At 51.1% G+C, this 15,859-nt stretch carries 11 protein-coding genes; 5 read left to right on the top strand and 6 right to left on the bottom strand.

What is annotated here, in order from left to right; translation table 11 throughout:
- Nucleotides 1-432, bottom strand: a complete 432-nt coding sequence (locus EBB_RS18865; protein ID WP_192395303.1) for a protein YgfX — start codon at nt 430-432, stop codon at nt 1-3.
- Between the two features lie 164 nt (nt 433-596).
- Between EBB_RS18865 and ygfZ the strand changes: the two genes are divergently transcribed.
- From ygfZ to EBB_RS18845, 4 genes are all read left to right on the top strand, one after another.
- Entirely contained in the window at nt 597-1,463 is an 867-nt protein-coding gene (ygfZ, locus tag EBB_RS18860) for a CAF17-like 4Fe-4S cluster assembly/insertion protein YgfZ (protein WP_192395302.1), read from the top strand.
- A gap of 14 nt (nt 1,464-1,477) precedes the next feature.
- Nucleotides 1,478-2,320, top strand: coding sequence for an HDOD domain-containing protein (locus tag EBB_RS18855; RefSeq protein ID WP_192395301.1), 843 nt, complete (start codon nt 1,478-1,480; stop codon nt 2,318-2,320).
- Between the two features lie 13 nt (nt 2,321-2,333).
- Nucleotides 2,334-3,308, top strand: coding sequence for a COX15/CtaA family protein (locus tag EBB_RS18850; RefSeq protein WP_192395300.1), 975 nt, complete (start codon nt 2,334-2,336; stop codon nt 3,306-3,308).
- A 121-nt stretch (nt 3,309-3,429) separates the two neighbouring features.
- Nucleotides 3,430-5,169 carry a DEAD/DEAH box helicase gene (locus EBB_RS18845; RefSeq protein ID WP_192395299.1) on the top strand — a complete coding sequence of 580 codons (1,740 nt, stop codon included), beginning with the start codon at nt 3,430-3,432 and terminating at the stop codon, nt 5,167-5,169.
- 201 nt (nt 5,170-5,370) lie between these two features.
- On the opposite strand, the gene EBB_RS18840 is transcribed toward EBB_RS18845, so the two are convergent.
- The 3 genes from EBB_RS18840 to EBB_RS18830 are packed head-to-tail and all read right to left on the bottom strand — an operon-like array spanning nt 5,371 to nt 8,283.
- The gene (locus EBB_RS18840) at nt 5,371-5,553 is read right to left on the bottom strand and encodes a YbdD/YjiX family protein (RefSeq protein ID WP_192395298.1); all 183 of its coding nucleotides are present in this window, start codon (nt 5,551-5,553) and stop codon (nt 5,371-5,373) included.
- 11 nt (nt 5,554-5,564) lie between these two features.
- Nucleotides 5,565-5,996 (bottom strand): PilZ domain-containing protein, encoded by a 432-nt coding sequence (locus EBB_RS18835; RefSeq protein ID WP_225587598.1) that lies wholly within the window; start codon nt 5,994-5,996, stop codon nt 5,565-5,567.
- Entirely contained in the window at nt 5,986-8,283 is a 2,298-nt protein-coding gene (locus EBB_RS18830; protein ID WP_192395297.1) for a DNA internalization-related competence protein ComEC/Rec2, read from the bottom strand. Before EBB_RS18830 ends, EBB_RS18835 begins: the two co-directional genes overlap by 11 nt.
- A gap of 260 nt (nt 8,284-8,543) precedes the next feature.
- On the opposite strand from EBB_RS18830, the gene EBB_RS18825 reads away from it, so the two are divergent.
- Entirely contained in the window at nt 8,544-9,863 is a 1,320-nt protein-coding gene (locus tag EBB_RS18825) for a PepSY-associated TM helix domain-containing protein (RefSeq protein ID WP_192395296.1), read from the top strand.
- A 30-nt stretch (nt 9,864-9,893) separates the two neighbouring features.
- On the opposite strand, the gene EBB_RS18820 is transcribed toward EBB_RS18825, so the two are convergent.
- Both EBB_RS18820 and EBB_RS18815 read right to left on the bottom strand, forming a co-directional pair.
- A complete protein-coding gene (locus tag EBB_RS18820; protein WP_192395295.1) occupies nt 9,894-10,754 on the bottom strand; it encodes an HDOD domain-containing protein in 861 nt (286 codons plus the stop codon).
- Nucleotides 10,747-15,858: an EAL domain-containing protein gene (locus EBB_RS18815; protein ID WP_192395294.1), complete on the bottom strand. Its 5,112-nt coding sequence runs from the start codon at nt 15,856-15,858 to the stop codon at nt 10,747-10,749. Before EBB_RS18815 ends, EBB_RS18820 begins: the two co-directional genes overlap by 8 nt.
- Between the last annotated feature and the right edge of the window lies 1 nt (nt 15,859).

Below are 15,859 nucleotides of genomic sequence, written 5' to 3'. Positions count from 1 at the left end.
TCAACCATGACCATGACGTGAAATAATTAAACAAACCGAGAGCTTGCGGTAATCGTCGTTACTCATTGCATCTTTTAGAATTATCATCGATTCACACCTCCCTTTATCATGCACCCAATGCAGCGCAATCAGTAATCCGGTTACCACCGTTGACGCTTGAATCTCGATAGACCCGTAGTGGTCGCCAGTTCCAAGCAGCGACCATCCATGCTCAGGAGTATAGCGCAGATAAGCGACGCTAATTCCGCCGGATACCATATTGTTTCGCCAACTTAGTATTACGAGCATCGTCAGCAAACATTTGTATGGCGACGGTAGCGCGTTCAGCCAACATGCCGCCAGCGCCGCAGCGTGAATGGCGCTAACGATGAATCTCAGCGCCCGTGAGCGCCCCACTGTAAAATTTATGCTCTGTTCAAGATTTTTCGACACAATCGCCGCACCTTTTTCGAGCTAAGGTAAACTACCCTGCTAAATTATGTTCATGTATCTCTAAAAACCTAGCCACCATGCTTGAAGACCGGACAAACCCCACAAACGCTTTTAGCGAACCCAATGGGCTTGCTTTATCGAGACGAGTATTCGCATCCACCGGCTTGAGCCTCATAGAAGTTACCGGTCAGGATGCCGCAAAACTCTTACAAGGCCAACTAACATGCAATATTAACGATTTATCGGCATCGCAAGCCAGTATAACCGGATTCTGTAACGCCAAAGGCCGAGTTATCAGTACACTGTTGGTGGTTAAATCGCCAGCGTCTTTTTACCTGATACTACCTGCGGATTTGCTCGACACCGTGTTAAAAAAATTGCGGATGTACGTATTGCGTGCGGATGCAAAATTGCAGGATCAAACTGGAAGCATGCATATCCTGGGCATAACAGGACTTACGCCTGAGTTTGACGCTCCGATCGACCGTTTCGCTGTAGGGCAAATGCCGTTAACTACCATTAAATTACCGGACGCGCCGCGTCATCTGGTATTGGGTGCGCCAGATCAAATCGATGAATTTATCGGATTACTGCGTAGCCAATACGATTTCGAATCCGGCTGCCTGGACGAGTGGCGTTATCAAGACATCTCTACCGCCCTGCCCTGGTTTGATATTAACCAATCAGAACAGCACATTCCGCAGATGCTGGGTATTGACCAACTGGGCGGCATCAGTTTCAGTAAAGGCTGTTACACAGGCCAGGAAATTGTGGCTCGCAGTCATTATCTGGGCAAAGTTAAACGCGCGCTGTTTATTGCGGAGTGTCAGCCATCAGCCAGCGGCTTGGTTAATGGCTGTAAGGTGTTGGATGGTATTTCTCAGCAAAGCATGGGGTGCGTATTGGCTAACGCGGTCTGGTCTGGAATAAACCGGGCACTAGTGGTCCTGCAAATAGTTGATGGACTGCCAAAAAACCTTATACTTGATGACGACTATCGGACGCCTATCACGATAATTTCGGATCAATAGCGGAAATTCAATCCATGCAATTCAAATCTGTTCAAGACTTTTTAGTCCATGTGCAAGCGGAACTGGACGCCAACCGATTAATCCTGCCAACCTTGCCGGATGTGGCCATAAAAGTCCGTGATGCTGTTAGTAAGGGCGATGCCACCGCGCAAAGCTTGGCCGAGATCATCGCCACCGATGCCGCGATTTCTGCCCGTTTGATACAAGTTGCCAACAGCCCCTTGTATCGCGGTACGATGGAAATCAAAAATATTCAAATGGCTGTTACCCGGCTCGGCAATAACACCATTCGCACCCTGATCACCAGTTTGATCATGCAGCAAATGTTCACGCCTACCACGGCGCTACTGGAAGGCTATTTTCGCAGCACCTGGGAGCAAGGCGTCAATGTCTCGGCGATCAGCCGCGCTTTGGCTGCATTCGTGCCACATTTAAACGCCGACGAAGCGATGCTGGCCGGACTAATCCATCAAATCGGTAAATTGCCGATACTGACGCTGGTCGAAAAAATCCCTGAATTCAAAGACAGCCCATCGCGGCTGGATAAGCTATTGGAAAAAGCTCATCCGCACGTCGGCAAACTGATCATGAATACCTGGAATTTCCCGGAAGAACTGAAACTGGTGCCTTCCGAATATGTGGATTTTCAGCGCGACTCGGGCGCCAAGGCCGATTACGTCGATTTAGTGCAAGTCGCTTTCCTGCAAAGCATCGCCGGCACCGACCATCCAGCTTGCCGCGTCGACTGGAACACTGTACCTGCCTTTGTGAAACTGGGCATTCAGCCTGATACCGAAATTTTGGAAATTGAAGGGGTCTCGGAAGAGATCGAACTCGCGCATTCAATGTTCCTTTGAGATTTAACAAGACATGATAGACGCTCAAGACGCCGCCCGCTTTCGCCGCTTAGGCACACTGACCATCTTTGCTGTGTATTTCGTAATTCTGGTTGGCGGCATCGTCCGCGCCTCAGGAGCCGGCATGGGCTGCCCGGATTGGCCGACCTGCTTCGGGCAATGGGTGCCACCCACTCACGAATCGCAACTGCCTGCCAATTATCACGAAATATATGCGGCGCGCGGCTATGAAAGCACCACCTTCAATCCGGTAAAAACCTGGACCGAATATACCAATCGTCTGGTTGGCGTGACGATCGGTTTTCTGATTTTTCTCACCGCCTGGACGTCGCGGGTTTACCTGAAAGCCGACAAAGCCATCTTTTATCTAGCGTTATCGGTGTTTTTGCTGGTCGGTTTTCAGGGCTGGCTGGGTTCGGCCGTGGTAGCGAGTAACTTAAAGCCATTAATGATAACGCTGCACATGTTGTTGGCCTTATTTATCGTAGCGCTGCTAATCTACGCCATTGCCAGATCGCAAAAACCCATCCTGGAAGCCATCGACAGCCATTGGCTGACACCGCGTTTTGCTTTGGTTTTAAAAATGGCGATGGGTATGACCTTGCTACAAGTGGCAATGGGCACCCAAGTCAGGGAAGCAGTAGATTACATCGCTCATCAGCACAGCTATATCGACAGGCAATATTGGCGAGATAGTTTTCCGATCATTTTTTATATTCACCGGTCTTTTTCATCGATCATTTTGTTCACCAACCTCTGGCTGGCTTGGAAAATTTATCAACAGGCCGACAAACAGAGCTTGCTGTTGCGCACGGCTTACGTTTTAGTGGGATTGATCGTTACAGCCATTTTGGCCGGCGTCAGCCTGGACCGATTGGGCTTTCCGGCTGTTGCTCAGCCGGTACATCTTTTGATGGCTAATCTGATTTTCGGCGCGCAATTTTTCATCTTTATTTGCTTAAATTACTCATCCAAAAAAGCAAACTAAACAAGCCAGGATTTTACGGTAATTATCAATAAGTTAAGCAATATCAGGCCAAGTTGCGATACAATGCCGGGCATAGCTAGCCCATGGCCGGCGACTCTCTTTTTTTCTACAGGTATTATTAATGTCCGACGCCCCTTCCTCCGCCACGCCTTCCTTTAAAGATTTATCGCTTTCAGACAGCATTTTAAAAGCGCTGGAAAGTGTCGGTTACGAAACGCCTTCTCCGATTCAAGCTCAGATTATTCCGTTCGTGATGGCTGGTCGCGACGTGTTGGGCCAAGCCCAGACCGGTACCGGTAAAACCGCTGCATTCGCTTTGCCGATTTTGTCGCGTATCAATCTCAATCAAAAAGACCCGCAAGCTTTGGTGCTAGCCCCTACCCGCGAGTTAGCGATACAGGTTGCCGAGGCTTTTCAAAGTTATGCCGCGCACATCAAAGGCTTCCACGTCTTACCTATCTACGGCGGCCAGGATTACACTAGCCAGCTACGCCAATTGAATCGCGGTGCGCATGTCGTGGTGGGTACACCGGGACGGGTTATGGACCACATGCGCCGCGGCACACTGAAGCTGGACCAACTGTCTACTTTGGTATTGGACGAAGCAGATGAAATGTTGCGGATGGGTTTTATCGACGATGTCGAGTGGATTCTGGAACAAACCCCATCGACGCGCCAAACCGCACTGTTCTCGGCCACGATGCCGACCGAAATCCGCAAAATTGCGCAGAAATACCTGAACAACCCCGAACAAGTCACCATCAAGGTCAAAACCGCGACCGCCGCCAATATTCGCCAACGCTACTGGTTTGTCAGCGGCGTGCACAAAATGGACGCGCTGACCCGGATTCTGGAAGCGGAAAACTTCGACGGCATGATTATCTTCGTCAGAACCAAAACCGCTACCATCGAAGTCGCGGAAAAATTGGAAGCGCGTGGCTTTTCCGCCTCAGCGATCAACGGCGACATGTCGCAAGCCTTGCGCGAGCGGGCTATCGATAACTTGAAAAGCGGCAAACTGGATATTCTGATCGCCACCGACGTTGCCGCCCGAGGCCTGGACGTTGATCGTATCACCCATGTCGTCAATTACGACATCCCTTACGACACCGAATCTTATATCCATCGTATCGGCCGTACCGGTCGTGCCGGCCGCACCGGGGACGCCATTTTGTTCGTCTCGCCGCGCGAAAAACGCCTGCTGGCCAATATCGAGCAAGCCACCAAACAAAAAGTCGAAGAAATGCAATTGCCTTCCACCGACTTTATCAACAACGCCCGCATCAACCGTTTCAAACAACGGATTACCGATACGCTGGCCGGCGAGGAACTCAGCTTTTATAACCAATTAATCAACCAATATCAGGTTGAGCATAACGTCCCGGCGCTCGACGTTGCGGCGGCGTTAGCCAAGTTATTGCAAGGTGATACGCCTTTGCTGATGAAAGAACCCAGCAAAAAACCGCGTAAAGACGCCGATGAAAAAAGCCGTTCCGATCGTGGTGACCGTGGCCCGAGACGGGAAAAGGGCCGCGTCGGCGCGGTAGAAATGGAAACCTTCCGCATCGAAGTGGGCCATAGCGACGGCGTGAAACCCGGCAACATCGTCGGCGCCATCGCCAACGAAACCGGTATAGACGGCGATCACATTGCCCGCATCAAAATCGAGGAGCACTACAGCACCGTAGAGCTGCCCGCCGGCATGCCCAAAGACTTATTCCAGGCCCTGAAAAAAGTCCGGGTAGTTGGTAAAACCTTGGATATTTCCAAATTCGACCCGGCTTTGGTGAAAAAGGACAAAAGTAAAAAACGGGTCGGCTCACCGTCAAGACGGGGCAAAAATAAAGATCAAGCCGAATAATAGCCTCATCGGAATTGACTACAAAGGCTTAGGTTGAAAAACCTAAGCCTTTTTTATTGCCTTGCGGCTCGCAGTGTCAAACTTGGGTCAAACATAAGTTCACCGAATTGCACCGGTTTTCTGAGACTGGACTATTGGAATGGAATAGTGAACTGCGGTCGGAATACTTTTTAGCGCAAGCAACTCAAGCAATAATTAAATTCAGCAACAGCGCTTGATACCATTCCATTTACGCTGCGTTTCAGCCGCAAAAAACGCTTTTCGACTTAACGGCGGAAGCTGTTCTGCGTGATGCTCTTGCCAATGCAGCAGATAGCGCTCATAAGCGGCATCGCCGTTGAGGTGGCGCCAGCATGACTGCAAACACAGCATGAACCTGCTCATAAGAGTCTTGATTAATCTTTACGCTGCGGCACCAACTTAACGCATTCGAACATCAGATCGTCGAATTCGTCCTCGCTGTGCTTGCTCGGGTTATATTGCAAACCGCATTCGCGGTCTTCGCGGATATGCTTAATGTTACCGTGTATCGACATCGCCACCCGCGACTCCGGCAGTATGATGGAAATCCGCAATTCAGCCTCGTCCACTGCTTGACCCAGGGGTTCTTTCAAGCGAATTTTTATGCCGCTGTAACTCATATCGACGACTTGGCCGTCAATGATGATCTCGCCGCCGGGCGGGGGCGGTTCGATAATGATGTGCGCTACGAGTCCTTCCGGGTTAAAACGTATTCTGGTACGGTTTTCATTCTCCACTGCAATGCTCCATATTTTGGTCCTGAGAGTATAGGCAGAAACGCCGACACGGCAAAATTTATCTGACATCAATACTCTGCCGATTCGGCACGGGCGCCCGCCAATATCGTTGCCGTTTGGCTCGTTCGCCTATCGGCTGAATCCTTTCGGGTCCACTACGCACAGAAATAGCGCCCTGTTCGGCAGTATTCAACCAAGCGATACCAAGTTGGCTATAGCGTTCGATAACCTGCCGATGCGGAAAACCAAAGCGGTTTTGATAACCGGCGGGAATCAAAATAAGCGTGGGATTTACTTTTTCAAGCAAAGCCAGGCTTGACGAGGTTTTGCTGCCATGGTGCGGTGCCAACAACACCTCGCTGGCTAGACTGTCAGCGTACTGGCGCACCAACCAGTTTTCGGCGGTTTGTTCGATGTCACCGGTCAGTAAAAAACCCTGCTGTGCGGTGCTTACTTGTAACACGCAGGAGTTATCGTTATCACCGATGAATCCACTTTCCGGCGGGGACAGCAGCTTAAACGTTACTTCATCCCAACGCCAGGTTTGTCCGGCCCGGCAATACTCGCCGTGTTTGCGTGCAGCCCATTCAGGAACGCTGCTAACGGCCTTGTCTACCGGCAATTCGGCAAGTATCGACTCCGCGCCGCCACTGTGATCGTTGTCGCCGTGACTAATCACCAAGCTATCGATCTTAGAGATACCCTGCTCGCGTAAAAACGGCAGAACCACTGAATCGCCCATATCGGAGTATTCCGAATAACGTGCGCCGGTATCAAACACCAGAGTATGTTCCGCAGTTTGCACCACGGCTGCTAATCCTTGGCCCACATCCAGCACAGTCAGCCAAGCTTCGCCGGGTTTCGGTTTTTCAACATCAACCAGTATTAACGGTAAAAACAGTAACGGACTTAAATACCGGCACGGCAAGCCCCTTGGCGCTAACAGCAGAAGCACCCCGATGACCGCCAAACCAATCGCATACCCAGGCGGCGGGAGGCAATAGATGCTGGCTAATGGTAGTTCGGCCATTTGCGAAAGTACCCACCACAACCCTTGCAACACATAGTCCAGAAGTTGCAACAACAGCGCCCCGAGTGCCGGCCAGATAAACAGTAACACCACCGCCAGCAAAGCCGGCGGGACAATCAAAATACCGATAACCGGCACCGCCAGCCAATTGGCGACAGGTGATATTAACGATACCTGCTGAAAAAACACGATCAATAAGGGCGACAAACCCACGGCCGTAGCCAATTGCGCGCTGCTGGCTTCGCGCCAATACGAAGGTCTGCCCAATCGGCCCGCCGACACGTAAATCAATAATGCCACCGCCACGAATGACAGCCAAAAGCCGACCGATAGCACCGCCAACGGATCGAATAGCAATACAGCCAGCAACGCCAGCAATAAAATTCGCATCGGCGCGGTGTTACGCTGCCAAGCGATTGCTGCCAAAGCCACACTGAGCATAATCACCGCGCGTAGAGTGGGCACCGAATAACCCGCCAAACCGGCGTAAAACACCGCGGCCAGCCAAGCGCACAATGCGGCGGCCCGTTGCGGCGAAATGCTTAGTATCCCGGTCCAAGCCCAAAGCCGCCTGGTCCAAAGGTAAATCAGGCCGGCGATCAAACTGATATGCGAACCGGAAATCACGATTAAATGCACCACACCGGTGATTCTGAACACTCGCCATTGCTCTTGAGTGATTGCGTTTTGGCTGCCTATGGTCAGTGCTTTTATGACGCCGAACTGTCCGCTGCCGGACAAAGCAGCGTCCAGTCGGTCCGCAATCGCTTGCCGACACCGAGCAAAATATTGACCGACACTCGGCGATAACCTCACGATTTGCGGCGGCGGTTTGTCGCGCACATAACCCGTCGCACCGATATGGTTGGCAAATAACCACGCTTCGAAATCAAAGCCGCCGGGGTTGAGGCGGCCGTGCGGCCTGCGCAACTTAACCTGGAACTCCCAGCCCTGCCCCGCAGCTAAGTTGAGCTTTGGGTAATACCAGCTCAGGCGAATTTTATCCGGAAAGTTACCGGATGGCGCCGTGACAATAAAATCAAAATTGGTGCGCTGCTCTTGTTGCTGCGGCAGACTGGCGATATAGCCTTGAATCTTAACTTCCCGATTTTGATAGGTATCAGGCAATTGCTGGGACAGCCGCCAGCTACCAAATAGACTCGCCCACAACACCCCAGCCAGCAGCGCAAAAAATCGCCAATGGTGCCGGTAGATCAACAGCAAAAAGCTAACAGCCAAACCGACAAACTCAAACATATCTGGTAGGCGGCTGAATTGTTGTACGGCGACAATACCAACCAGAAACATTAAACTAGTCGAGTTCATTGCATCCACACCCCCTGTTTATCCTTTACTAAACAACCCATCTTTTCTACCACACAAACTCCGCCGCCTAACGTAATTAATGCAGTCTAGTCGATTTTTTAAACTTGTCCGCGGCGCAACGGCTGTCATGGGCTGGTTGTTGTGACATTAATCCTGCAAAATAGCCGGTTGCCGTGCCTGGCAAATGTTGTTTTTTAAATTGATAACGCCTACGTCTGCCCAACAGGCGGGCTGTCGCTAAATCTCCAACTGTTTACCCCATGCAAGAAACCCATTACCCGCTGATTGTCCGCCCACGCTTTATCCTGAATGCCCGCAAATGGTGGCGCTTGTGCCATGTTTATCTAGCATTGGGTTTGGGGCTCATCTTCGCGCTGATCGGCTTGACCGGTAGTTTGAGTATTTACCGGGGAGAATTGGATAGCTTGTTCAATCCGCAATTGCGCGTCGATACCCCACAATCTACGGCTTTATCGCCGGACAAAATCGTCGCTGCGGTACGCGCAGCCCACCCGGATCGACACGGCGCCTGGACCCTGGAAATGCCGCGTACGCCGGACGGCATGATCACCGCCTGGTTTGAAAAGCCCAAGGAAAGCGTAGACGCTTTTTATGCACCCTTGATGGTCGCGGTCAATCCTTACACCGGCCAGGTTGTCGACAGCCGATTATGGGGGCAAACCCTGACTACCTGGCTGCTGGATCTACATACCCAACTGCAATTGGACGGCTTTGGCCGAAATGCGTTGGCGGTTCTGGGTGGATTATTAATGTTGTCGGTACTCAGCGGTTTGTACCTGTGGTGGCCGGGCTGGCCCAAGTTGTGGCGCGCCTTTTCGGTACGCCACGATGCCGGCTTGATGCGGTTATTGTTTGATTTGCACCGACTACTGGGCTTCGCCAGTTCCGGCTTTTTAATCTTACTGGCCTTCACTGGTTTTCATTTGGCCTACCCTAGCCTGCTGGAGAACCTGACCGCCGCGTCCGGCATGGGACATGGTGACGCCGGGCCCAATGTGCGCAGCAGCGCCATACCCAATGATAGGCCGACCAGCCTGTCGGAAGCAATCCTGGTGGCCCGCGGACCGTTTCCCAGTTCGGAAGTCCGGCGCATTACCACACCGGTTGGCGAGCTCGGGACGTATCGGATCAATTTGCGCCAACTTAACGAGATCAATCAACACCACCCGTTCACTACCGTTTGGGTGGATCGCTGGAGCGGACAAATTCGCGACGTGCAAAACCCCAGCCAATTCTCGGCCGGGCAAACATTTACTACCTGGCTTTGGCCACTCCATACCGGCGAAGCCTTGGGCGCAAGCGGCCGCTTGCTGTGGTTTTTGGTGGGATTGACGCCGACATTCCTGTTTTTGAGCGGCCTAGTACACTGGTTGTACCGGCATGGCATGGTCGCGGATCGAGAAGTCAACCTGAAACGGGTTGCAGCCGCTGTGACAACTGCTTGCATGACGGCATTAAAATACGCCGCCAAGGCAATTTTTAGGGTCGTGATCCCTGCTGCAAACCGCTTTTTGCAAAAGATCTACGGCCGAATCAGGCAGATAAAAAGACTAAAGTAGTTGTTTCGGGGCTTGTTTCTGAGACAGTTTTTAAGGGAACAGCACTTTTGCTAATTCCTGCGTTTTTAAATATTGGGCTTGCAGGTCGGCAAATATCTCAGCCTGACAGGCCGGGCTGATGGGCAGTTTCTCAAAGGCCGAGACTGGCCACGTCTCTTTATCGTCGAACAGACTACCCACCATATGCGTCGCAGCGCCGACCAAAGCTGCCTGCCGCCAATAACTGCCTTGATAAGCCGGATTACGATGGTAGCGAATAATCGCCACCAACGCTTCGGGTATTCCCCAGGAAACGGTCAGATGCGCCCCTACTTCGCAATAATCTGTATGCAGCAATTTACGTAAGGCTTGATTCAAATCCAATTCGGGATTGGCTTGTTTAAAACGCAAGGCTTGATGGGTTTCTTCGGGCATGATGTCGGCCATGCACAGCAAGCCGATATTGTGCAGTATGCCGGCGGTATGTACAGTTTGCGCCAAGTGCTCATTGCCCCGCTCCGCCGCAAGCTCGTCGGCCAGCGCACGGGCAGCGTGCGCCACCAGCATGGTACTGATCCAATAGCGTTTGATATCGAAGCTTCGGCAATCCCTGACATTAAACGGCTTCATCACCGCCAGACCGATACCGACGCCTCGGACAATATTCAAGCCCAGTTTCAAACAGGTTCTTTCCAATGAAGTTACCGGTTCGCTGGAGTTGTTAAACCATGCCGAATTGGCCAAGGCAATCAATCGCGACGAGATCGTCGCATGCCCAGCCAGAATCTTGGCTAACCGGGAATAGTCCAGATTATCGTCGGACAAAGCTTTGACCACTTGATGAACATCGTGCGGTAAAGAAGGTAGCCGTTTAATATCTGCGAAGCGTTCCGGCAATTCAAGATCAGTCATAATCGTTTCGATGAATATCGTTATTGGCTGGTTTGGCGTGAATAAATTCCAGCCGGAAATCTTTGTCAAACATGGCCGGCACTTCGGCGGCAGTCAAAGGTTGGCTAAACAAATAGCCTTGCACCACTTGGCAGCCCAAACCGCTCATCACCATGGCTTGCTCTATCGTCTCGACGCCTTCCGCCACCAGCGAGAAATTCATCGCGTTGGCCATGCCGATAATCGTCCCGAGCAAAATCGGGGTTTGCGGATTGAACAACACATCCTGAACAAAGGTTCGGTCGATTTTCAGACAATCCACCGGCAATTGCTTCAGCGACGCCAGCGACGAAAAGCCGGTGCCAAAATCGTCTATCGCTATTTTCACTCCTATGCCCTTCAGCTTTTTAAATATCTCTAAGTCTGCCGCAGTTTGCATGGCACTTTCCGTGACTTCGATTTGCAAATAGTGAGCCGGCAATTGGGTCTGTTTGAGGATTTCCCGCAACGTGAACGGGAATTGCGGATCGCGGAAATGGCTTGCCGAGACATTAACAGCCGTGGTGCTTAACGGCAGCCCTTGATTTTGCCAGGCGATTAATTGCTCGCAAGCCTGTTGAATAGCCCAGTCACTAATTTTACCGTTCAATCCCAAGGCTTCGGCCAAAGGAATAAATTCGCCGGGCCCCAGTAAACCGCGCAGCGGATGTCGCCAGCGCACCAAGGCTTCGAGACCTATCATACGTCCAGCCAACATACTTACCTGGGGTTGGTAATATAATTGCAATTGCTGATGCTCCAGCGCGTCCCGCAAAGCTTGCTCGTCTTGCATCCGCTTAATCGCCAGGCCCGTCATCTCTGGCCGATAGTAAGCGTAGCGCTGTTTGCCGGCGCTTTTTGCTGCGTACATGGCTGTGTCGGCGGCTTTCATCAGGTCATGCTCGTTCTCGCCATCTTTTGGATAAATAGCAATACCAATACTGACGCGGGGCTTTAAATGGTGGGTGTCCAGAATTAAAGGCCGGTTGATTTCCTGCAAACAGCGTTCGGCGATTTCCATGGCTTGAAATTCGTCGGTAATGCTGCTGGCGATGATACAAAATTCATCTCCGCCCAGTCTGGCGGCAAAGTCTTCTTCACGCACCACACTTTGGATACGCTGAGCAATCGCTTTCAGAAATTGATCGCCGACGTTATGTCCGAAGCTGTCGTTGACATATTTAAACTCGTCCAGATCCAGAAATAAAAACGCAAACTCCAGCTTACCGCGCGCCGAAGCTTTGATGGTCTGTTGAATACGTTTGTGATAATGAACGCGGCTAGCCAGGCCAGTCAACTCATCGAAATACGCCAACTGGTGGATAATCTGTTCCGATTGCTTTTGCTTGGAAATATCCTGCACCGTCCCGGTGACAAAGCTCAGCTGCCCGCTGCTGATCAAGGCCGTATCCTGACGGACACTAATGGGCGTTTCCAGATCCGGCCGCAAGCGGTACTCGACATACTCGACTTGTTCGCCTTGGGCAGCGGCTTCTATCAAGGTCTGCACAATTTTGCGGTCCGCAGCCTCGATTAAATTCAAATAGTTGCTGAGCTCACCCCGAAAATAGTCGGCCGGCATCTGACACATTTCCGCTAAAAACGGCGATATTTCGAATTTGTCCTGCCGCGGGTCCCAAGTCCAGTAGCCCAAACCGGCAATACGTTGTGCGGCGGACAGTTGCTGCTTACTATTGCGTAATTCCGCCGTGTCATGGCTGGAGCGCAGCAAAAAACGGATGTGATGAATCAGCACCACATGATTCAGCGGTTTGATGATGAAGTCGGTAGCGCCGACCTTGAATGCCCGATTTATTGATTCGATGTCTTCCAAGCCGGTAGACATAATGATGGGAATGTCGGTCATGGCGGGGTTGGCAGACATGCGCCGGCAAGTTTCAAAACCGTCGATACCCGGCATAATCGCATCGACTATCACCAAATCCGGAATGGCTGTCTCCAGCAATAGCAGCGCTGCTTCACCACTCTCCGCCTCCACGATGTCGAAGCCCGAGGCTTTTAACTGCTCGCCGGTAATTAACCTGAAGTTTGGATCGTCGTCTATCAGTAAAATTCGCTTGGCTTCCAGGGACAAGTCGGCTACCGGCTTATCCATGCCGGCTTGCGGCACATCGGGCTGCGCTGCGCAGGCATGGGCAATAGCGCGCAACTCTACTAAAGCCGCCAGCAATTGCGCCTCGAATTCCGCCAGCAGTTCCGGAATTGCAGCAAGATCCGCTTGGCGGCCGGCAGTTTCCAGCAATCGGCAGGTTTTAGACAAGTCCCTGGCACCCAGATTGGCGCTGGACGATTTTAGGGCGTGAGCCATATCAGCTAGCAAATCCGCCTGCCCATCGGCAGCGGCTTGTCTAAGTTTTTCGGCGGTTTCCGGCGCGGTTTGCAGATAGAGTGCGATGGCCTTGTTTAATAAACTTACCCCATTCGCATCGTAAATATCCCGAAGCTGTGCCAGATCGGCCTGGCAAATAGGTCCAAGAGTAAAGTCCCCTGCCATCGCTGCGTCTTGATATTCCAGCGGAGCCCGCTCCAGTGCATTATCCGCAGCAATGGGCAGCCAATTTATCAACAGATGGCGCAGTTGTTCCTTGCTGAACGGTTTACTTAAATAGCCATCCATACCCACCATTTCACACTGATCGTGTATGCCTTTTTGCACATCGGCGGTTAAAGCAATAATGGGAATTCGGCTCGAGGCCGTGGCTTGTTCATGCTCGCGAATTTTGATGGTTGCCGAAAAGCCGTCCATAACCGGCATATGGCAATCCATCAAAATCAAGTCATAACGGCGCCGGCAGGCAGCTTGGAACGCTTCCTGACCGTCTGCTACCACCTCCGCGATGCACCCCATGCTTTCTAAGAAGCTTTTGACCACTTCCTGATTGACCAAGTTATCCTCAGCCACCAAAATGCGCCCGGATAACTTAATTTGCTCCGGTGAAACAGCGGAAGGCGCCGTTTGCTCCAGAGGTGCGAAAGTGGCGATTTCCAGCAAGCAATTCAGCAGACGTTGTTGGAAAACCGGCTTGTTCAAGTAAAAGCTGATGCCGTATTCGTGAGTCAGGCCGGTTTTAATGCTGACATTTTCGGAGCTGAGCATGATCAGCGGCAGTTTGGGAATCCGCTGGTCGCATTGAATGGCCTTGGCCAGCATCAAGCCATCCATCACCGGCAAATGCCAATCCAGCAGAGCAACTTGAAACGGATTATTTAGTGTAGCGGCCTCGACCAGTAGCTTCAGCGCCCTGGGACCGCTATCGACGGTCGTCACATGCGCGCCCCATAGCGAAACTTGATCGTGGAGTATGTCGCGGTTTATCGCATTGTCATCCACTACCAGGATGTGCAGACCTTCCAACGCACTGGTATCGGCGCGTTCGATGTCGGCCTGGATGCCCAACCCCAATTCTAAGTCAAAGTAAAACCGGGAACCCCGACCGATATTGCTTTCCAGCCCCAGACTACCGCCCATTAATTCGACTAATTGCTTGGAAATGGTCAAACCTAAACCGGTCCCGCCGTAACGCCGGGTTATGCTGCCGTCGGACTGCGTGAAACTGTCGAAAATTTCCGCCTGCCGCTCTGCGGCAACCCCTATGCCGGTATCGATCACTTCGAATAATAATCTGACTTTATCGCGGGCCGCATTTTCCGGAAAACTCACCTTTAGCTGCACATCGCCTTCTTCGGTAAACTTGATGGCATTGCTCAGCAGGTTTACCAGCACTTGCCGTAATCTTTCCGCATCGCCTTGCACAATAAAGTGCATTTGGTGCGGCAGATTCAATATCAATTCCAGGCCTTTACGGTGGGCTTGCTCCGCCATCATTTCCACGGTGTCTTCCAATAAGCGGCGCAGATCGAACTCCTGAACGATCAACTGCAATTTGCCGGCTTCGATTTTGGAAAAATCGAGAATATTATTGATGATGCTGAGTAGCGAATTGGCGGAACGGTAGGCAGTGTCTGCAAATCGGCTTTGCCGGTCGTCCAAACCGGATGACATCAACAACTCGGTCATGCCCAACACGCCGTTCATCGGCGTTCTGATCTCATGGCTCATAGTCGCCAAAAATTGCGACTTGGCTTTACTGGCTTGTTCGGCTTGTTCTTTTGCGGAAAGCGCTTCAGCGATGCTGATACTCAGTTCTTGATTTTTTTCTTCCAATTGCTGGGTACGTTCGACAACCTGCTGCTCCAAAGAATTGCGGTGCATCGCCAGTTGATCATCCCGGAACTGGATTTCGGCAAGCATGGCATTGTACACATCGGCTAAATCGCCAAATTCGTCGCTGCTGGTCTTGTTAATCCGATGCGAAAAACTCTTCTCATGCCCCACTGATTGCATCGCGTCCATCAGTTTGAGTAGGGGCGCCAAAAATATTTGCTGCAATTTGGTGGTCAACATACCGATTAAGATCATGGTAAACACCACGATCAAACCCATAGTCGAATAAAAAGCTTTTAATATGGCGTAGAAACCGCTTTGGTCATCCACCAAATGCAATACACCTACGACGTCACCATCCAGCTCTATCGACCGGACAAAATGCAGATTATTGTCCTCATCGTATTTGAATACGTTTTTTTCCCCAGCCTTACCGACAACATTATTAGTATAAGGAAACAAGCGCTCATACCAATCAGCAAAAACTTCGCTTATAAAACCATATAGGCCTTCAGAACTGGGAGGCAATTGCGCATCGTTTAACAGCGCGGAAGCTTTTTCCGCATCCCAATGACTAACACCCAATTTTTGCGAGTGATAATCGGCAAATAACTTGCCTTGCTTATCATATAATTCGGCATTTAATATGCTATCCCGGGTTTTCATACTATTCAGCATAGTATTAGCCGAGACAGTATCTTCAAAAACTAGTGCTGCTGAAATATTCGACGCAATAATATTGGCAATTAATACCAGCTGCTGCTCGGTATCTTTCTTTTTGGCATAATATTCATTCACAACAATCGCAGTGCTCGCCGAAAACAGTGTCACCACAGCGATCAAAGTCATAATAAATACTAGCTTGATCTTGATAGGCGCATTATTAAACCATTTAAACATG

It is taken from the genome of Methylomonas fluvii (genome assembly GCF_014850975.1).
Taxonomy (GTDB): domain Bacteria; phylum Pseudomonadota; class Gammaproteobacteria; order Methylococcales; family Methylomonadaceae; genus Methylomonas; species Methylomonas fluvii.
This window is presented reverse-complemented; position numbering and strand designations above follow the sequence as displayed.

Bases quoted from the DNA above. Each gene is read 5' to 3' on its own strand.
- EBB_RS18855 (WP_192395301.1), top strand. From the start codon at position 1,478: ATGCAATTCAAATCTGTTCAAGACTTTTTAGTCCATGTGCAAGCGGAA.
- EBB_RS18850 (WP_192395300.1), top strand. From the start codon at position 2,334: ATGATAGACGCTCAAGACGCCGCCCGCTTTCGCCGCTTAGGCACACTG.
- EBB_RS18845 (WP_192395299.1), top strand. From the start codon at position 3,430: ATGTCCGACGCCCCTTCCTCCGCCACGCCTTCCTTTAAAGATTTATCG.
- EBB_RS18840 (WP_192395298.1), bottom strand. From the start codon at position 5,553: ATGAGCAGGTTCATGCTGTGTTTGCAGTCATGCTGGCGCCACCTCAAC.
- EBB_RS18835 (WP_225587598.1), bottom strand. From the start codon at position 5,996: ATGTCAGATAAATTTTGCCGTGTCGGCGTTTCTGCCTATACTCTCAGG.
- EBB_RS18830 (WP_192395297.1), bottom strand. From the start codon at position 8,283: ATGAACTCGACTAGTTTAATGTTTCTGGTTGGTATTGTCGCCGTACAA.
- EBB_RS18825 (WP_192395296.1), top strand. From the start codon at position 8,544: ATGCAAGAAACCCATTACCCGCTGATTGTCCGCCCACGCTTTATCCTG.
- EBB_RS18820 (WP_192395295.1), bottom strand. From the start codon at position 10,754: ATGACTGATCTTGAATTGCCGGAACGCTTCGCAGATATTAAACGGCTA.
- EBB_RS18815 (WP_192395294.1), bottom strand. From the start codon at position 15,858: ATGTTTAAATGGTTTAATAATGCGCCTATCAAGATCAAGCTAGTATTT.